Annotated in this window: 18 protein-coding genes; 3 read left to right on the top strand and 15 right to left on the bottom strand. The window is 46.3% G+C overall.

From position 1 onward, the window contains the following. The first annotated feature begins 25 nt into the window (after nucleotides 1–25). Nucleotides 26–460 carry a GNAT family N-acetyltransferase gene (locus tag GON05_RS37005; protein WP_246239745.1) on the top strand — a complete coding sequence of 145 codons (435 nt, stop codon included), beginning with the start codon at nucleotides 26–28 and terminating at the stop codon, nucleotides 458–460. A gap of 29 nt (nucleotides 461–489) precedes the next feature. Here the strand turns inward: GON05_RS37005 and GON05_RS37010 are convergent, their stop codons facing one another. Together GON05_RS37010 and GON05_RS37015 are read right to left on the bottom strand one after the other, a co-directional pair. Further along, the gene (locus GON05_RS37010) at nucleotides 490–1,050 is read right to left on the bottom strand and encodes a dihydrofolate reductase family protein (RefSeq protein ID WP_157326466.1); all 561 of its coding nucleotides are present in this window, start codon (nucleotides 1,048–1,050) and stop codon (nucleotides 490–492) included. 30 nt (nucleotides 1,051–1,080) lie between these two features. After that, nucleotides 1,081–1,707: a DUF2238 domain-containing protein gene (locus tag GON05_RS37015; protein ID WP_221435302.1), complete on the bottom strand. Its 627-nt coding sequence runs from the start codon at nucleotides 1,705–1,707 to the stop codon at nucleotides 1,081–1,083. Between the two features lie 185 nt (nucleotides 1,708–1,892). On the opposite strand from GON05_RS37015, the gene GON05_RS37020 reads away from it, so the two are divergent. Next, nucleotides 1,893–2,765, top strand: coding sequence for a pentapeptide repeat-containing protein (locus tag GON05_RS37020; RefSeq protein ID WP_157326468.1), 873 nt, complete (start codon nucleotides 1,893–1,895; stop codon nucleotides 2,763–2,765). 64 nt (nucleotides 2,766–2,829) lie between these two features. Here GON05_RS37020 and GON05_RS37025 read toward each other — a convergent pair whose 3' ends face one another. The 3 genes from GON05_RS37025 to GON05_RS37035 all read right to left on the bottom strand — a co-directional run bounded on the left by GON05_RS37025 (nucleotide 2,830) and on the right by GON05_RS37035 (nucleotide 6,780). Continuing rightward, nucleotides 2,830–4,410 (bottom strand): extracellular solute-binding protein, encoded by a 1,581-nt coding sequence (locus GON05_RS37025; protein ID WP_246239747.1) that lies wholly within the window; start codon nucleotides 4,408–4,410, stop codon nucleotides 2,830–2,832. A 281-nt stretch (nucleotides 4,411–4,691) separates the two neighbouring features. Continuing rightward, entirely contained in the window at nucleotides 4,692–6,314 is a 1,623-nt protein-coding gene (locus GON05_RS37030) for a glycosyl hydrolase family 18 protein (RefSeq protein ID WP_246239748.1), read from the bottom strand. Between the two features lie 64 nt (nucleotides 6,315–6,378). Beyond that, a complete protein-coding gene (locus tag GON05_RS37035; RefSeq protein ID WP_157326469.1) occupies nucleotides 6,379–6,780 on the bottom strand; it encodes an NUDIX hydrolase in 402 nt (133 codons plus the stop codon). Nucleotides 6,781–6,886: 106 nt separating this feature from the next. Between GON05_RS37035 and GON05_RS37040 the strand changes: the two genes are divergently transcribed. Continuing rightward, the gene (locus tag GON05_RS37040; protein ID WP_157326470.1) at nucleotides 6,887–7,324 is read left to right on the top strand and encodes a DUF6376 family protein; all 438 of its coding nucleotides are present in this window, start codon (nucleotides 6,887–6,889) and stop codon (nucleotides 7,322–7,324) included. Nucleotides 7,325–7,387: 63 nt separating this feature from the next. Here GON05_RS37040 and GON05_RS37045 read toward each other — a convergent pair whose 3' ends face one another. From GON05_RS37045 to GON05_RS37090, 10 genes are all read right to left on the bottom strand, one after another. Beyond that, complete coding sequence (locus GON05_RS37045; RefSeq protein ID WP_157326471.1) at nucleotides 7,388–7,960, bottom strand: dihydrofolate reductase family protein; 573 nt, start codon at nucleotides 7,958–7,960, stop codon at nucleotides 7,388–7,390. 101 nt (nucleotides 7,961–8,061) lie between these two features. After that, nucleotides 8,062–9,252, bottom strand: coding sequence for an oxalate decarboxylase family bicupin (locus GON05_RS37050; RefSeq protein ID WP_157326472.1), 1,191 nt, complete (start codon nucleotides 9,250–9,252; stop codon nucleotides 8,062–8,064). Nucleotides 9,253–9,429: 177 nt separating this feature from the next. Next, entirely contained in the window at nucleotides 9,430–10,248 is an 819-nt protein-coding gene (locus GON05_RS37055) for a class I SAM-dependent methyltransferase (RefSeq protein WP_157326473.1), read from the bottom strand. 126 nt (nucleotides 10,249–10,374) lie between these two features. Further along, on the bottom strand, nucleotides 10,375–10,878 hold the full coding sequence (locus GON05_RS37060) for a hypothetical protein (RefSeq protein ID WP_157326474.1): 504 nt from the start codon (nucleotides 10,876–10,878) through the stop codon (nucleotides 10,375–10,377). Between the two features lie 98 nt (nucleotides 10,879–10,976). Then, entirely contained in the window at nucleotides 10,977–11,660 is a 684-nt protein-coding gene (locus GON05_RS37065) for a DUF7002 family protein (protein WP_157326475.1), read from the bottom strand. A gap of 124 nt (nucleotides 11,661–11,784) precedes the next feature. Further along, nucleotides 11,785–13,503, bottom strand: a complete 1,719-nt coding sequence (gene cysI / locus GON05_RS37070) for an assimilatory sulfite reductase (NADPH) hemoprotein subunit (RefSeq protein WP_157326476.1) — start codon at nucleotides 13,501–13,503, stop codon at nucleotides 11,785–11,787. Nucleotides 13,504–13,538: 35 nt separating this feature from the next. Further along, nucleotides 13,539–15,374 (bottom strand): assimilatory sulfite reductase (NADPH) flavoprotein subunit, encoded by a 1,836-nt coding sequence (locus GON05_RS37075; RefSeq protein WP_157326477.1) that lies wholly within the window; start codon nucleotides 15,372–15,374, stop codon nucleotides 13,539–13,541. 199 nt (nucleotides 15,375–15,573) lie between these two features. Next, the gene (locus GON05_RS37080) at nucleotides 15,574–15,864 is read right to left on the bottom strand and encodes a hypothetical protein (protein WP_157326478.1); all 291 of its coding nucleotides are present in this window, start codon (nucleotides 15,862–15,864) and stop codon (nucleotides 15,574–15,576) included. Between the two features lie 34 nt (nucleotides 15,865–15,898). Next, entirely contained in the window at nucleotides 15,899–17,728 is a 1,830-nt protein-coding gene (locus GON05_RS37085) for a cache domain-containing sensor histidine kinase (protein ID WP_181646474.1), read from the bottom strand. Between the two features lie 25 nt (nucleotides 17,729–17,753). After that, nucleotides 17,754–19,283 (bottom strand): extracellular solute-binding protein, encoded by a 1,530-nt coding sequence (locus tag GON05_RS37090; protein ID WP_157326480.1) that lies wholly within the window; start codon nucleotides 19,281–19,283, stop codon nucleotides 17,754–17,756. Nucleotides 19,284–19,295: the final 12 nt, after the last annotated feature.

Consider the following 19,295-nt stretch of genomic DNA (forward strand, 5'->3'; position numbering starts at 1 on the left):
TAAAGCCGCTTTGGAATCGTTCTACTTGCCAGAAGATCAAAAACAGTTCACAGGCATGCCAAAAGAGATGCTTCAAATCGCCTTGGAAGATAAACACCGTTTTCCTGTTGTTATCGTTTCAAATGAAACGCCCGTTGGATTTTTTATTCTGTATGACGGAGAAGAACGATTTGACTATACGGATCATTCGAATTCCCTTGTGTTTCGCGCTTTTTCAATTAATCATGCAGATCAGGGGAATGGTCATGCCAAAGCAGCGCTCCTGCAGCTGAAAGCATTTACCCAGCATCATTTCCCCGAAGCAGAAGAAATTGTACTAGCTGTAAATTTGAACAATCTTCCCGCACGACAAGCTTATTTAAAAGCAGGCTTTAGAGATGATGGCCGCACGAAAATGGGCCGAAACGGTCTCCAGCATATCTTGGTTCTACCGATTGAAAAAAAGAGGAGCTGCCCGTAAGCAGACTCCTCTTGCTTTGTTGTCTTCTTCTACTTCTCGTAATGAAGTAAAACGTTTCCTGAGCCAAAGCTCCTCGTTTCTTTCAATTTCAAGGTTTGACTTCCACTCGCATCATGAAATAATGATTTTCCCGAACCTAGAATGACCGGAGTGACTACAAATAAATATTCATCAATGAGTTCCTCATGAGATAACTGCTGTACAATCGATCCACTTCCAAAAATAACGATGTCCGCTCCATCTTCTTGCTTGATCTCTTGAACGAATTTGGCGATATCCCCATTCACTAACCTGGAATTCTCCCAGCTTGCACGTTCCATCGTTGAAGAAAATACGATTTTGGTCATCTCGTTTAATTCATTCGCCATCGCCCGAGCCCCTGCTGGTGCACTCGGATTATTGGCAACTTGGGGCCAATAACCTTCAAACATCCGGTAGGTCACTCTACCGAAAAAAATCGTATCCGGATTCATCATCTCATGCGCGGCTTTGTCGACTTCAGGATCATGGATAAACCAATCGATTTCCCCATTTAGCCCCTTATAAAAGCCGTCTATAGATACTCTGTTAAACATAATTACTTTTCTCATGCGTTCCTCCCTGTTCCTGACCTGTTACTTTTATCGCTGCGTAGTAACTTCGTCAATTAAGGGCATTTTCCTCCGCTTTGCCTGAATGACTAAATAAAGGCTGGTCAGCACCGCGCCAATCGTTCCGCAAATAATATCTGTCATCGTATCCACCAAGCTGCCGTTTTGTGAATTCAATCCGAACCAATGATCCGTCGTGAACTCATAAATTTCCCAAACCCCTGCCATCGCTACGGAAAAAAAGAGGCTTAGCCATATCGCGACCTTTGCGTTTGGCGTGACGGATTTGTTCTCTAAATCGCTTGCTTTCCCATATATAAGTAAGCCCACAAAACAAAGGATGACACCTGAAAAGAGATGCTCAACTTTATCCAAATAGGGAATGACACTATAAAATCCGAATTCATTTGCCAAAAACATCGTTATAAATATGAACAGCAACACACAGAACCTAAGCGCCGGAAACATCGTGCTCTTGGTCAGCTTGACAATCCCTCTGATCAACAGCAGTACCACTGCGATCAAGACGGCCTGCCACATTTTCGGCGAAATCCCTTTTATCAGAAAATATACAAAACACACGGCCGCAAGCACATACAGCGCCAGTTCAAAAAGATCGTTTCCTCTGTCTTTTCGCATAAGCTTATGCATCGCCATCTCCCATTTCACTATGGTAATAATTACTATCAATCCTTTTAAGAAGTATATTATTCCCAGATTGCAGGTAGTGATACGGAATCAGAGTAAGTTTAGTTATAACCATCTTATACCGTTGACGAACTTAGTCCTGAATTTTATATTGGAAATATCTGAAATGTCTTAGCATGCAAGGAGGACAACCTTTGCCAGAACCTCACGAATCTACAGCAGTTTCCAACGATAATTATGGCCTTCTACGGGCGGATTGTGCAAATTGCTTTGGTCTATGCTGTGTAGCGCTGCCCTTCTCCGCCTCCGTCGACTTCGCGGTTGACAAACAGGCCGGACAACGCTGCCATAACCTGGGAGATCACTTTCGCTGTGGCGTACACCAGGATCTAAGAAAGATCGGTTATCGCGGATGCACCGTATATGATTGCTTTGGCGCTGGTCAACAAGTCGCTCAAGTGACTTACAGCGGTAAGGACTGGGTGAAAGCTCCGGAAACAGCGAGACATATGTTTGAGGTGTTTCCTATCATGAGGCAGCTGCATGAGCTGCTCTGGTATTTGACCGAAGCGCTTGAGCTTGAGCAGACGCGATGGATCCATGAAGCGCTTCGCTCCCTACGGGATGAGACGAACCGACTCACATCCCTTGGTGCTGAAGCGCTCTTGATACTTGACATTGCGGCACATCGTGCCAATGTGAATGTCTTGCTCCTGCAGACGAGCGAGCTCGTAAGAGCAAGTGTTCAGCGTCAGCCGAAAGGTTCCCGTGGGCGTCAAAAGAGCTACGGACGTGGTGCGGATCTCATTGGCGCGAATCTCCGAGGCGCTGATCTTAGAGGCGCGCATTTGCGGGGCGCCTATCTGATCGCTGCCGACCTGAGAGAGGCAGATTTGCGATCAGCGGATCTCATTGGGGCTGATTTCCGGGACGCCGATTTAAGTGGCGCTGACTTGACGGGAAGCCTCTTTCTCACACAGTTCCAGATCAATGCCGCCAAGGGTGATTCGCATACCAAGCTTCCGAAATCACTCGATCGGCCGCCACACTGGACCGCCACCGCCTAGACGCAACAAAAGGCTGGACTAGAATGTCTTCGCAGACCTCTAGCCCAGCCTTTATTCAGTTAACTTACTTCCACTTCTGAGCTTCCGGACCTCTAAGTTTAATGCCGCTTCTCTTCTGGTAGAGCTCATTCGCAGCCTTCAACGCATCGTTCCCGCCTTTGGACTTCCACTCTTCGATAACCTTCGGCCAATCGCTGATCGGTTCTTTGCCATACACCATTTTAACCATATGTGTGAGCAGTACAGCAGGCGCCGTATCGGATAATGGCGCAATGTCCGGATTTTTCTGCATAGCTTCCAAAATCGGATCAAATTCCAAGCCGCCACGCCCTTCATTCGGCAAGACGGTTTCAAACGTTTTGAGCAGATCCTTCCCATCCTGCGTAGTGCTCAAAATTTGTTTGCGGAACGCATCGTCCTTGACCATATGGAGAAAACCGCTTAGATAACGTTGTTCGGATACCTCTGCATCCGTCTTTGGTTCTGTCGGCAGCGTCAGATCGAACCACTTGTCAGCCTCTTCCGATGTTTGCCATTCGAAGAACTTAAGAATGCCTGGAATTTTATCCTTTGCTGTCTTTGCGTTGATTAAATAGGAACGTGCACCGGATGAGTATAAATATCCGCCGCCTTTTCCGTCAGGTCCGACCGGAGAAGGAATGATTTTAATTTTTGCATCAGGCACTGCTTGCTTTAATTGCGTTTGCCACTGCAGCAGCTCCTGCGCGTTCATTTCCCACATGCCGGCTTTCCCTGATAAAATAATGTTTTTGAAATTGGTTGGATTAATCGTTGCAAATTCTTTATGTATCAACCCTTCGTCAAACATTGTTTTGTACGTTTGCAATGCCTTTTGCATATTTTCTGAATCAAAAAATTTCGGCTGTACGTTCCCGTTAACGACTTCAAATTGGCTGAGGTACGGGTAAACATCGTAAGCGCCAAAGAAAATATCCGCATATTTAAAATCTTGACGTCCCATGAACGGATGCTCTACACCTATTTTCTTAAAAGCGCGCAGCATTTCCAGGTATTCATCAACCGTTTTCGGATCCTTCGTGATCCCGGCTTTCTGCATCAAATCTTCGCGTACCCAAGTCGCTCTGCGGGAAGGCTGGGAAATATATTCCGGAATCGCATATATTTTGCCGTTCAGCGTAACTTCGTCCCATGCCGCTTGCGGAATCGTCTTCAACAAATTCGGCGCGTACTGCTTGATAAGGTCATTCAATTCAAGGAAAACGCCGGCTTGAACAGAACCTGCAAGCTCTTTACCACTCGTACTGGCTCCCGCTTGCACGACGTCTGGAATGTCGCCTGTTGCAAACATCTGAACCATCTTCTTCTCAAAATCTGCATGCGGCACTAAACGGATATCCAGGTCTGTATTCGTTTTCTTCTCTAGCTCTTTCACCCATTTGTCCTCGTTCAAATTCGCTGCTTTTTCTACATAATCAAAATTCAATGTTCGCAAGGAAATGCTGAATTTCGTAGGTCCTTGCGGCACAACAGGTGCTGTGCTCGCCGTTGCAGGTGAAACCGCAGATGCTGCAGGCGCCGGCTTATCTGTATTGGAGCTGCAACCAACCAATCCAGTCGTTAGTGCAAAAGCCATCGTACATGCCATCCATTTTGACCTTCTCATCGTACCCCTCATTCCTTTACATGTTATGATAAAACGAAAGCGCCAAGCGCTTTCTGTTCAACCCAGATTCGTAGAACATCCGGCTCATAAATGTTGGCATGCATCCTGATGTAACCGCTTCCATCGGTTTCTGTTTTAATCGTATACGAATCCGCGCGAACCTCATATAGGGTTCCTTTAGGGGAAGTCGGGTTTTTTTTAGGTTTTCCCTGTCTCCCGTACGAAAATTAAAAAGGCCGTCTTGGAAGATCATTCCTGACCTTTCCAGACAGCCTCTAATCTTATTTTGAATGGAATAATGCCCAATCCGACTCGGTATAATTGCCCATGTACCATAAAGAAATACCTTTTAACCCATAATACTTCGCAAGCCATACCTTTTTATCCACACTGGCCGTATCTTCATAGTAAATATCGTGGCTGCCACGATCATCTTGGAAAGAGATCTCCCTCAGAAAATAAGGCAGGCTCATCGATTGACTAACTCCAGGTGATGTAAGCCTCTTCTCAACAGCTTCAATCTCCGGATTGTACAGTTCAGCAACTCCGTTTGCTGTAATCCATTGATTCGCCTGCTTAGATATCCCAAGCACCAGCTTTTCTTTGGGAACAAACGCTAATGTGCGTTTCACCGCATCGTTCACCAAGGGAAGTGGAGCAGAAGGAAGTTTACTATCATTATGCGTAAAATCATACGCCATGAGAACAACCGTATCCGCTAAGGCATTAATTTCTTTTAGATCATAACCTTTATAGTAATAATCAGGTTGAACCGCCACCGTTAATGGATAGGATGGGATTGCCGCTTTCAACGCTTTCAGAAATTGGCTATAGTCAGGTGCGCTGGTTGCATCCATTAGCCCCTCAAAATCCATGGTTACTCCGGTAAATCCATATCTGGCATCCGTAAGGACCCCTTTTAAAGATTGGATAAACGCTTTTTGCGCGGGCTCGTCCTTCAAGAAATCCTTCAGATTCTTCTCACCGTAATAAACCATCAAATTTTTCTGAATGTTGGCTGCATTCGCTGTCTGAACAACTTCCTCCCAGCCGGAAGGAATGCGATATTCGGTAGTAGTTGTCTCCAATTGAGCGTTGCCTGGTGCTTCGTATTTCAAATGCGACCATCCGAACGTAACTTGATCGAGCAGCGGCATGTGGTTGATGGCAGGGTAAGAATTAATCGCATAAAAACCTACCGTATCTAATTCACGAGTGTCTACTTCTGTCTGAATCACACGATAAATGATGGCGGCCGCTTCTTTGCGTGTCAGGGATTGCTTGGGGTGAAAACCAAGTTGATCGCCTTCCATGATTCCTTGATTGACTGCATAGTAGGCATACGGCAGCAGATTTTGATTCAAGGCATCGCTATCGGCAAAGTTTCTCTTGTTCTTCTCGTTTTGCCAGCCTTGAAGTGTCCAACTGTTGCGAGCCTCGGCAGTCTGAGCATCGAGCAGGGCTTTACCGACAATGCTGGCCACCTCTTCTCGGGTTATCGATTGATCCGGGTGAAACTTGCCCTGCGAATCCAGCATAAAATCAAGCCATTTCCGCTCATATGCCGCAGATACGAATGGGTATGACCATCGGCCTTGTTCAACATCTACTGGAGCGCCCGCCATACCGGAGCCAGAAGCAGCCTCCTCCCGGTTGGCATTCATCAGCAATTTAATGAAAGCCTCCCGCGTTAGCGTTCCATCCGGTTTATACGTCAAATCCGAATAGCCGTCAATAATACCGATCGCCGATAACGAGTAGACCTCATTTTGAAACCAATCCGCATTACTTACATCCGTAAACGGTTTTAAAGAAACATCATACGCGTAGGCGGTTCCTGCCGAAGCAAGTACGAACAGCGCAGCAGTTTGAACAACCGCTTTTTTTAACATAGACAATAGCATTCTCTCCCCTCTGTCCTAATTTGACGTCATGAGAGAGAATTAGTTGCACAAATTGTCTAAAGCCTTACGGCAGTAGATTTTTTTCATGTAAGTGATCAAAAATAATTTGAACCACGCGTGAGGCTCGATCCCTGTCCTTATAAGACAACCATTCCAATTCATCGATTTCGGAAGTTGGACTGGGTTCGCCGTCGTAATCTGCCGTATAACAAGCCATTTTCACCACAATCCCCTCTGCTTTACCGTCTGCTTGCGCTTCGAAATTCCCGAAATGCGCCACTGTCTCCGGCTTAATGTGTACCGAAAGCTCCTCCTCAATTTCCCGAATCAGCGTCTCGGTATCCGTCTCCCCAGGGTCTCTTTTGCCTCCAGGCAAATAATAGAGCTCTTTCCCTTTCGAACGTGTCCCCAATATTTGTCCATCAACGATACGTATCAGCGCAATCTTATCAATAAAAGTCGTCATGTCTTTTTCTCCTTATCTTGAAACTCTATTTTCTCTTGAAGCGTATTAAAACAATACCAAACCAAACCAAATTTCTCAAATTACATGAAAAAGGAAGTGATGATTAATGAGAAAATCAATGCTGCTTTTCGTCGTTCTTTCATCCATGATGATAGGAGCATGTTCGTTCCTGGATGGAGCGAATCAATCCTTGGATTACGTGAATCAAGCCACGGCGCACATTAACAAACTGAGTACATTTGCCGAACAAGCCCCACAGCTAATCAAAGATGCCGCTACGAATCCTGAAACAAAGATGAAGCTTGAAGAACAGTTACTCGCCTTAAAAACGGAAATTGAACAGTTTAACTTGAAAAGTGTACCTGCTTTCGCAAAAGATATTCACGAGCAATTAGTTGAGAAAAATAAAGTATTGTTAGATGAAATTAATCAAGTGGTAGTAAATGGACACTTGGCGCTCGACAAACTGCAAAACTCCCAGATCCTTGCTACAATTACGGACATCACGGGGTTAATCAATCGTATCTCCAATTTAGGCGGGTAACAAAAAAGAGTTAAGCGATTTATTTTCGCTTAACTCCTTTTTAGCTTTTTATAATCGAATGTATTACTCCTTCTTAGCTTCGTAATGAAGCACCAGCACACCTGAAGGAAGTACTTTGGAAGATAGGAGATTCAATCGTTTGGTCGCCTTATCCTCTTGAAATAAGCGCGTTCCGGTCCCTAGCACAATGGGACTAACAGTTAATCGATACTCATCGATTAAATCCAAATCCATAAACGTGTGTGCGATGCTCGGGCTGCCGAAGATGACAAGGTCTTTTCCCGGCTGCTGCTTGAGCTTTCCGATTTCCTCTGCAATATTCTCGTTAATGAGCGTTGTGCGGTTCCACTGAACTTCCCTTAGGCTTTTGGAAATCACAACTTTCTCTATGTCCTCGATCCAATTCGCATGATCGATATCATGTTGCGTGCTTTCAGGATCGTTCAGAACAGTAGGCCAATAGCTCTCCATCATCTGATACGTTACGCGGCCATAGATGGGGGACCCCACTGTTTTTACGATCTCATCCGCAGCGTCCATCAAATCTTGGTCATAGGAGATCCAATTCAATTCCCCATTCGGTCCAGCTACAAAACCATCCAGCGATACGTGCACGAATAATACAACTTTTCTCATTGTCATTCTCCTTTAGTTTGAGAGTCTCACTTCATTTTAGTGGATTCCAACTATAGGACACAACCTCTCATGAATTTCTATCACAATTTCAAAAAATATTATTATCGCGGATAGTAAGAAAATCCCGGATACTTGACGACCGGCCATTTTTCTTTGCGCAGCGCGTTAATAAGGTCAGGTCCAACATGCAAATTGCCTTTCACAAGCCCCTGCGGCGTAAGTGCCATCAACTGGTTTAGTGAGACATCCTCAAACAGATTGCTTTTAAACATTTCAAGAAACCATAGGGATTCTGTTCCTGTATTTTGAATATAATGCCCCGTAGCAAATGGCACATAACCGACGTCACCTGCCCGGTAGTCGAACGTCCTCGCGTTGCCATTTCCAAGAACCACCGTCATGCGCCCCTGACCAGCGAGGTAGTACTGCCACTCATCGTTATTTGGATGCCAATGCAGTTCACGCATAGCACCTGCTTCTACTTCAACGAGGGCTGCCGCGATTTTTTGGGAGATGGGAAAATTTCTTGAGTCTACGATTCGTACACTTCCGCCGGGAGTTTTGATCGGTGTTTGAGCTAACAGTTGATATTTGAAACTTAAGGGGATCGTACCGTAAGGGGATTGCACGATCTCACTTTCCAGCGGACCGGGAACGTTATCTTGATAAATGTAGACTTGCTCTGACGGAATATTGTCAAATGCACTTATGGGAACACCGAAATTCGCAGACAATACCTCTTTGGGTGTATGAGCAAACCAATCGGAAATCGATAACGTATGAAGGTCAGAGAAATTGCCATCATCGAAAACAAGCAGGAATTCGCAATGCTCCAACCCTTGAATGGAATGTGGAAGCCCTGGCGGAAAATACCAAAGATCACCTGGACCGACATCGGCAATAAAATTCCGCCCGTCTTGATCTATTGCCGTAATACGCGCACGTCCGAGCAGCATATAGGACCATTCCGCTTGTTGGTGCCAATGAAGCTCTCGGACACCGCCAGGTGTTAAACTCATATTTACACCGGCCAACGTCGTCGCGATCGGCAATTCTCTCGCTGTAATTTTCCGCGACCACCCGCCGTGGCTTAACGTCATGGGAGTGTCAGAGAAGGAAAACTTCAAATTAGGCACCAATCCGGCATCGGTGTTAGGTGGTACCAGCATGTTGGGGTTTTCCTTATCCCGCATGATATCCCTTGGACCCGCGTCGATTCCACCAGCACCGTCATAACGGATGGGCTGCGGTACAATGCCGTTCATGCCTTGATTCCGTTTGGGAGAATCCATGGTACACTCCTTTCTTCCGTGGCGATCTTGATATCTCATTCTAAAAAATATATGTATCGTGCTGGCTGTACATGCACGCACCTCGATCAGTAAGCGTCCTCTTACGTTGCTATTTGCCGGCAACAGCTCGAAAAAAAGGCTATGATGAGAAGTCCATCATAGCCAACCTTTTGAAAACTAAACCACACCCATGCGCAACCGATAACCGAACATAATCTCCCGTTCCACGCCATCAAAAACCTCAGCTACCAGCTCGCGGAAAGCTGAAAACTCCGCACGCAGTTCTTCTGCGCCCAGCTTCAGCGCCGTTTGCAAGCCTCCCTGGCTGAAAGCCAGATTCGCATAACGCTCGGCATCACACGTTTCCCAGTTATGGAAAACGATCTCCCTCGCATATCGGAATAAGCCGGAGTCGCGAATTTGCTGCAAATGCCCCTCTTTGTCCCATTTGTGGGCCTGTTGTTCGCTCGGAGCCAGTTCTAAGGCTCTAGCATCGCCTAAAGCGAGAAGCCGCTTGTACTGTTCCTCAATCCTCCAGTCAACCGCCGGCGGCCAATCACAGTCGTAAGCAGCGAAAATCCCCCCGGGTCGGAGTACGCGAGCGAACTCACGCAGTGTGCTTTGGGGCTCCATCCAATGGAAAGACTGCGAGCAAGTGATAACGTCAACGGACGCAGAAGGCAGTTCCAGCTCATGGGAAAGTCTTTTGACAAACTGCATATTATCAGGTTTATGTATCGCTTCCCACTTACTAACGGCAACAGCGCGCATATCGTCACTCGGCTCAACGCCAATGATTTGATCTGCTTCATCAAGCCATATAAACGTTGAAAGACCTGTGCCGCAGCCTACGTCAACAACGGTTTGCGGTTTATGCTGCAAGTACGTTGTTATCAGCTTAACGACTTCCTGCGGAGCCGTGGGACGATTCTGATCGTACAACGCGCCGAATCCGGCAAAACGCTGTACATTACTCGTGCGTACGTTCTCTATCATGGGCATAATCACTCCTTCTTTCATCTACAGCCCTAATTATACCTCATTCCACCTGCACAATAGATGAAATTGTTTTAAAGATAAACGAAAGAGCTGCCGCAGCAGCCCCTGAAAAAGCATTGTATGTTAATGCGTGACCATCTTTTTAAACAATTCATCGACCTTCTCCTGCATACTGCGAACCGTTGTTTTCTTATATTGCATACCTAGCCGAAGCACCTTCAGCTGCTGCCTGCGCGAAAGCTTACGAAACCGCGGTTCACGTTTCAGAAATGTACGGATGATCGACCAGCTGCTGACGGTTACCCGATCCGATTTGATGGCTGGAAGATCGTAAGGCAACGGCTGCTTACGAAATCGATCCATAAATTTTCCAACACTCGTGGATAGTTTGCTTTCATCGACAAGGCATACCACGGATTGTTTGTGTGTATGTTTTTTGAGGAAATTCAAATGATGATGTCCGTCTACAACGACGTATCCTTTGTCTTTCTTGCTTTTTTGCACAACCAATAAATGCATCAGATCTTGCGCTACTTTTTTTAATTCTTTTTTCCGCTGTGAGGTTTTGGTTGTGGTACTTTCCGGTTTAATTTTACTCAGCGATATATATTGCACGGTATATCTCACCTGTACCCCTCCTCGTCAGACCGCTGTTTCATGACCTGAATTCCTTGATGTAACAGTGTATGTGGGATAGTGTCAGGTAGATGCTTGTTTGCTCGAAATTAGTCGGTTAACATCGCCCAGGGACGCGCCAAATCGCTCCAACCAGCAGGAATTTCTCCCCCATTGCTGACATAAACCGCTGAGAGAAGCTCAGTCACACCAGTCATCTGGCCATCGATTAATATCTCTTTAATCTGCGAAGGGGTACTTGGCACTAAGTCATTTTTGACAAGGCCAAACTGGTCTAATGGCAAGAACATAGCCAAACTTTTCTTATAGGAACAATGATTGGGAAAGCGCGGCGAACTACCAGAATCATATTTCGAAAGCGTAATTTCAAGGCCATGGTTCATCAGCAAAGATGACGCATCAAATTCGAGAACGGCAAAAGCTTCCTCCGGCTCTCTTCTGGCATACGTTGCCATCATTTTTTGACAATCTTTCAGGGTTGGCCATAAAAAAACATGCCGATCCAAAAACGCCCGAAATTCCTCTTGTGTCGTAGAGGCGTCGATCATGCTATCTGCAATTCTCAAATGAGAATTGATCGTAACCTTTTGAGCTTGATAGCTCAAATGCCTTGGCACTAACCGACGCGGGCCATCTTGAGAAGGATCGATTTTATAACTTGAAAACAGCGTATCAAAATACGCAATGGCCGGTAAATTTCTGGCGCGTGTAAAATGGTATAGCTTTTTTCTGTTTGGTGTTTTAGTGATCGCTGAGATGTTGGTGTCATTCATCGTTTTGCTCCTTATACGTCAAACCTCGCCATATTTTACCACAATAATTGTAGGAACATTCAAAAAGGGACCATCCATGGAGATCTTTTGACAGATCTTCAGGACAGCCCCACAAGATGAAATATTATGCGTGAAAATCTTGGCCGGAACGAACTTCTTTCACATAACCCGCGCGAATAACGAAGTCACCGAAGTGCTCGCCATCCCAACGCTCTTTGGCATATTGATTGAAAATCGGACCCAGCGATTGTAGAATTTCTTGCTCGCCGATATTTTCTTTATACAGCTTGTTGAGTCGGTTACCCGCATGGCCACCACCCAAATACATGTTGTATTTGCCAGGTGCTTTCCCGATGAACGCAAGCTCAGCCAGCATCGGACGTGCGCAGCCGTTCGGGCAGCCTGTCATACGAATCGTGATTTCTTTCTCGCTAAGACCTGCTTCTTCTAGCAGCGGATCGATTTTATCCATCAACTCCGGTAAATAACGCTCAGCTTCCGCCATCGCCATGCCGCATGTTGGAAGTGCGACACAAGCCATGGAGCTTCTGCGCAGTGCGGAGTAATGAAGACCATCTGTCAGGCCGTACTCCTTGATTAGTTCCTCGATTTTCTTCTTCTTCTGAGCGCTAACATTTCCGATAATCAGATTCTGGTTCGCCGTAAGTCGGAAATCGCCGGAATGTACTTTGGCAATTTCGCGAAGTCCAGTTAACAGCTGATAGCTGCCTTCATCTTTGACGCGTCCATTTTGGATAAACAGGGTGAAATGCCATTTGCCATTGCTTCCTTTTACCCAACCATAACGATCTCCGTTATCGTCAAACTGATACGGACGCGGAGCTTCCGGTTTCCAGCCCAGACGAGCAGTCAGTTCTTCCACGAACCATTCGATGCCGCGGTCATCAATTGTATATTTAAAACGTGCATGTTTACGCACGGAACGATCACCATAATCACGTTGAATCGTGACGGTTTTTTCTGCCAAATCCACAACTTGATCCGGTGTAACGAATCCAATCACTTGAGCAACCTGCGGGTACGTCAGCGTATCGCCATGCGTCATCCCCATGCCGCCGCCAACGGAAACGTTAAAGCCTTTCAGCTTCCCGTCTTCCACAATGGCAATGAAACCAAGATCTTGTGAGAATACGTCTACATCGTTAGATGGTGGAACGGCAATACCGATTTTGAACTTACGCGGCAAGTACACTTTTCCATAAATCGGTTCTTGCTCCGCGTCTTGGCTGTCGATCACTTTCTCTCCGTCCAACCAAATTTCGTGGTAGGCGCGAGTTTGTGGATCCAGGTGGTTACTAATGCGGCAAGCCCATTCGTAAACTTCACCATGCACATCCGAAAGGTAAGGATTAGGATTGCACATCACGTTACGGTTAACGTCACCGCAAGCTGCGAGCGTGCTGAGCAGCGAAGCATTGACTTCTTGAATCGTTTTCTTCATGTTCCATTTCAGAACGCCATGAAGTTGGAAAGATTGGCGAGTCGTTAAGCGAATGGTTCCATTCGCGTATTTCTGTGCTACACGGTCCATCATAAGCCATTGGTCCGCTGTTACGACACCACCGGCTGCACGTACGCGCAGCATGAACTGATAGGCCGGCTCCAGTTTTTGCTTTTGGCGCTCATTACGCAGATCTCTGTCATCCTGCATATAGCTGCCGTGAAACTTCATCAAACGGTTATCATCTTCAGGAATCGATCCTGTGATCGTGTCTAAAAGCGTATCAGCGAGGCTCCCCCGCAAATAATTCGTTCTAAGTTTAATGTGTTCAACGTCGCTATGCGGTGCGCTGTTCTTCGACAATAAATTGTTTTCTGACATATCGGCTCTCTCCTCTAGCAATCAACGGCTTCGTCTTAGTAGACGTCCCGCTGATAGCGTTTCTGCTGTTGCATCCGGGACAAGTATTCAGCCGCTTCTTCGGAGCTGAAACCGCCCTCTTGTTCAATAATTTTTGCCAATGTTTCATGAACATCATGAGCCATGCGTTTTTCGTCCCCGCAGACATACACGCTAGCCCCTTCTTGCAGCCATTGATACAATTCTTTGCTTTTCTCAAGCATGCGATGCTGAACATATACTTTTTGATCCGTATCACGCGAGAAAGCGACATCCATGCGCGTTAGAACGCCATCTTTCAACCAACGCTGCCATTCGATTTGATACAAGAAGTCTGTTGAGAAGTGCTGATCGCCGTAGAACAACCATGATTTGCCTTCCGCACCTGTTTCTTCGCGTTCGCCAAGGAATGCACGGAAAGGAGCAACCCCAGTTCCAGGTCCAATCATAATGATAGGTGTATCTGAACTTTCCGGCAATTTGAAATTCGGATTGTTCTGAATGTAAACCGGCAGCGAATCGCCTGCTTTCACTCTTTCCGCCAATTGCACGGAACACACACCGTAACGTTCGCGACCGCGCGCTTCATAGCGTACCGAACGAACCGTTACATGAACTTCATCCGGGAATGCTTTTGAGCTGCTGGCGATGGAATATAAGCGAGCAGGCATTTTGCGCAGAACCGCGATGAATTCAGCTGCTGCAAGCCCTTTTAGCGAATAATCCTGAACCAGATCAAGCAGATCTTTGCCGTGGATGTAGGATTTAAGCTCTTGCTCATTTCCTGCTGCTACAAGCCCGTTCAGGTCTGTATTTACAGTCAATTTCGCAACTTGCTCTACTAAAGGTTTTGTCAGAACTGTAATTTCAAAATTATTTGTTAAAGCTTCACGTACGGAACGTTTGTCGCCGTTTTTATTAATCGTAACAAGCTCTTCCGCATTCCAGCCCATAGCTTCAATTAATTCCTCGACAAGTTGAGGATGATTTTCCGGATAAATGCCTAAGCAATCGCCTGGCTCATATTGAAGGTTCGATCCTTCCAGGGAAATCTCCACATGTCGCGTTTCGCGGTCCGACCCGCGTCCATTCAGGTTCAAGTTCTCAAGGACTTCAGCCTGGAATGGATTCGTTCTGGAAAACTCAGATTCAGCTGCGCTCGTAGAGCTAACTGCTGCACCTGCTGCTGCCGCGGATGATGCACCTGAAGATGCGCTCAGTGAGCTTAATACGCTGCTCATCCATTCTGCTGCCGGTTCGTCGAAATCAACATCGCAATCTACGCGCGGAGCAAGCTGCTTGCCGCCAAGTTCACCCAAACGCTTGTCGAAATCTTTCCCCGTCTGACAGAAGAACTCATAGGACGTATCGCCGAGCGAAAGCACGGAATACTGTAGTCCGTCTAATTGAGGAGCTCTTTTACTATGAAGGAAGTCGTGGAAGGAAATCGCATTATCCGGCGGAACTCCTTCGCCATGTGTGCTGACAATAACCAACAAAGTTTGCACCTTTTTCAAAGCATTCGGCTTGAAATCGGACATCGAAGAAAGCGTTACCTGAAATCCTTGCTCTTCGAGCTTTTTGCTAAACTTTTTGGACAAACCTTGCGCTTTCCCGGACTGTGATCCGAAGAGGACTGTTACTTCTTTCGAAATAGCCGCTACGCTTGGTGCTGCATTTGCTGCTGGTACTGCAGGAACCGCGCCAGTGCTAACTGATCCCGGCACACCATTCATTGCTGCGAAATAACCGCTTAACCAGACTCTTTGTGAATCTGTTAAAGTAGGCAGTAGACGATTAAGCAGTTCTACTTGTTCCTGATTAAAAGGACTGTTTGTTACTTGAAGTTCCAACAAAATCCACCTCTCATATGCTGCAGTAATAAGAAATTCCCCAATTAATTTGTCACATAAAATTTTACTCTCTTGAACCTATCACAGGTTTAGTTGCAGGTCAATTATAATGAATTTATAAGTTCTATCAGATTATCTGATATGCCAAATAAAAGAGCCTTAGCGGCATTCCCGCTAAGGCTCTATGTAACTTCCCCAATCACAGCCTCATCAACGCCCGGCGTTCTGCTTGCGGCCTGCAATCGGAGCAAACCCCAACGACCCGCCCCTCCTCATCCGAGTAGAACGCTAGCTTTTTCTGTTTCTTCTTGCAAAAGGAACATGCCTGCGTATTCGCATTCGTATTCGTAGAAGTCTTCTTCTTGGATTGATACGACGACATTTGAATGACTTTTGAAGTCTCGACCTTGCCCTTTGCTTTTCGCGTCATTTTGACCACGCCATAAATCATCAGTGCGAGCACGGGAATTAGAACAATAACATAGAGCATAGCTCACCCTCCCTATTTCATATAAAAAACCTTTTCACCCCACTTGATCCTCCAATGTCGTTACACACTTATCAAGCGGAAGGCACAACGTCATTCTGGTACCGCGACCAGCGCTGCTCTCGAAGCGAAAATAAGCATCATCGCCATAGTACATTTTCATACGGGCGACTACATTGCGCAAGCCGAACAGATCTTTCTCTTTTTTTCGATCGGTAGAAATGCCTTCGACTGCTTGTTTGGATGCTTCTTCCAGTTTACCACAAATATAGGCAAGTCTCTCCCGATTCACGCCTACCCCATTATCACTAACCTCCAACACGAGATTAGGTCCCAGCAAATAGGAGGAAATGACAAGTTCTCCGCCTTCACTCTGTTTCTCCAGTCCGTGTATAACGGCGTTTTCCACTAATGGCTGCAAAAGGAGCTTCAAAACATGATAAGGCTTGCTTTCCTCCGCAATTTCGTACCTGACCGTAAAATGGTCCAAAAATCGCAACTGCTGGACTTTAATATAATATGTCAAATGAATGATTGTCTCTGCAACTGAAAAAGTCTCGTTTCCTTTGTTCAAGCTTAACCGGAAAAACTTCGACAGATTCAAGACCATCTCGCTGATTTCATCTGCCTCATAATTTTTGGCCGTCCAATAAATCGAGTCCAGTGTATTATATAGGAAATGCGGATTAATCTGCGACTGCAAAAATTTCAGCTCCATTTTGGACAGTAATAATTGCTTCTCATAATGGTCGCGGATCAACGTCTTCTGATTTTCCGCCATTCGGTTGAAGGACTCAATCACGTACCCCAGTTCGTCAATGCGTTTATCTTCCAATTGAATGGTAAAATTGCCGGTACGCAGCTGCTTCATCCCGTAGGCCAGTTTCCGCAGAGGAGCTGAAATGCCGCGGTAAACGATCCAGGAAATAATAATCGCAAGCATTAAACTGACGATTACAATGCCATAAGTAAACACTTTTAGCGAATCGGTATGGCTTCGAATCTCCCAAAGCGGCTGTTCCATCATAATGGACCAACCGGACAGCTTCGACTTCACGCTAATCGTGACCATTTCTTGCCCGGTCTGAGGAGATTTGCGGATCGATCTGACCTCATCTTTTTTATCCCAAACTTGCGCATTGACGCTTGCACCCGTCCCGGTAATCAGATTACCATTGCTGCCAAATATGTAAATGTTCGCATTCTTCGAAGGCAGGAGCGGTTTGGCCTGCTCAATCAATGCGCTCTTTTTAATAGATATGATAAGCAAATTAGGATTAATCAACGTTCGATTATAAGGATCCATAGTCCGGATCAAATGTACACTGTCCGCATCGAAATATGACTCCCCATCTTGAGGGGTATAGAAATACGTCCCGCCTCCCGCTTCCATTAATCGCATATACCACTCCTGCTTCTCAGCGCCCTCAGGCAGCTTGCTGCCCCCCAATTTCGTAGAAATCACGGTACGCGATGGCATATGGATTATCGTAATTTGATCAACCATGAGATTAACATTCGTCATACTCGTGATTTGGTCCATCACCTGAGCGAATTGAACAAACGATTGCTTCCTCGGCTCTTGGCCGACAGACTGCAGGGTTGCATTCATATTCATATCAAAAGCAATCAATGAGGAAAGCTGCTCGATATTTTGAAGCGAGAGGTCAATGTAATCCGCCATCGTGTGCAAGGCCCCTTGGGTTCTCTCTCCCGTCTGCACCTCCACGATCATCTGTGATTTGGCAATAGCAAAAAGACTGAATCCGGAAAGCGGCAGCAGTATCAGTAAAAAATACCACGTTAATCTAACCTGAATGAACCCGGTTAACACTTTTCGCAATTTTGGCGCGATGTCTCTGGCCATGTTGGTTCCCTCCATGGGTACCGGATCATTGTCCCGGCTGCTTTCCGTTATCCCGCCACCATTCGTTCACTTCCCCGGTAATCTCATCTCCGCCGGCTTCCTTCCATTTTTTCACAAAATCATCGAAATCCTCTATCGGACTCATGCCGGCGATTATGCGCGTGAAGGTTTCTTCCTGCAGCTTGGAAAGCTTCACTTGATGCTTGCCCATTGCGGGGGTAGGTGGTCCGTTAAAACGATTTTCCATGAGATTGCCCTCGATCTGCTGCAAATTTTCATACAGCTTGAACGGCTCGCCCAGCGCTTTCAAACGATCCCGGGTCATGTCCGGCTCAACCGTATCCGCAAGAGCCCCATAAATCCCCCTATAACCTTGCTTGATATGCTCATCGAATCGAATGGACAACTTGCCACCAGCCCTCGTCCAAACCTCATTTTCAAACCCAAGCTTCAAATTTTGCTGCCCTGGACCTGCGATGAAATCAAGAAATTTGACCACGGATTCTGCCTTCTGGCTCTTGAGTGGCACAACATTGTAGGATCGGACGTTGGACGTGCTGTATACCCCGTGTTTACCACTGCGTCCAATTGGAAAATCAAGTGAAATCCATTCCGCTTTCGGATCATTTTTACGGTTTGCTGCAATAAGTGATCGCGTATCGGACCATGCCGCTGAGTAGAGTCCGACTCTTCCAGATGCAATCTTTTCACCAAGCACATCGATTTTGTTCAGAGGAAATTCCGGGTCGAGAATATCCTGTTCATACAAACTGTGCAGGTAGGCGAGGGCTTCTTTCATTTCAGGCAATACCCCTGAGTAAACTAACTTGCCGTCTCTTTCGTACCAAGCGTTCATTTGAACCCCGAAGGCCCCTAGAAAAGGTGAGGTTCTCCCTAATCGCTCCAGGATCGAAAGTCCATACGTGTCCTTCTGACCGTTGCCGTCCGGATCCCCTTCCGCAAAAGCTTTCATCACGGCTGTGTACTCCTGCAGGGTGCGCGGGGGACGAAGACCAAGCTTGTCCAGCCAATCTTTCCTGGCGTAAATCAGCTCCGTCCCTTTCACCTCATTTAGGCTCGGAATCGCATAAATTTTGCCGTCAACGGTTACGTTATCCCAAGCTTCTTTAGGGATTTTCGCTTTCAGATTCGCGCCGTACTTATCGATGTAGTCGTTCAGAGGTGTCAGCGCTTTTTGATTAACAAAATTTATAAACCAAGACGGACTGCTTGTATTAAGCATATCCGGCGGCTCCCCGGACGTCATCATGACGTTCAGCTTCTCATCATACCCATTCAGCGGAGGCAATGTGACCCCCACTCCAACACCCGTATTTTTCTCGATGTATGTTAAATAAGGATTGTTGTTTTCATCCATGCCATCAGGAAAAATCACACCCAGACTGTTTACGACAATTCGGATGGCGGAAGTTGTATCCTGTTGACCAGCTTCCGTACCTTCCTTATTATCTGCTTGAACGCTGCAGCCAGAGGCGGTGAAACAAGTGACTATCGCGAGAGTAACGAGACCGGACGATTTCGATCTTAGTTTCATTCAACCACCCCT

Source organism: Paenibacillus anseongensis (assembly GCF_009757995.1).
GTDB lineage: Bacteria > Bacillota > Bacilli > Paenibacillales > NBRC-103111 > Paenibacillus_E > Paenibacillus_E chondroitinus.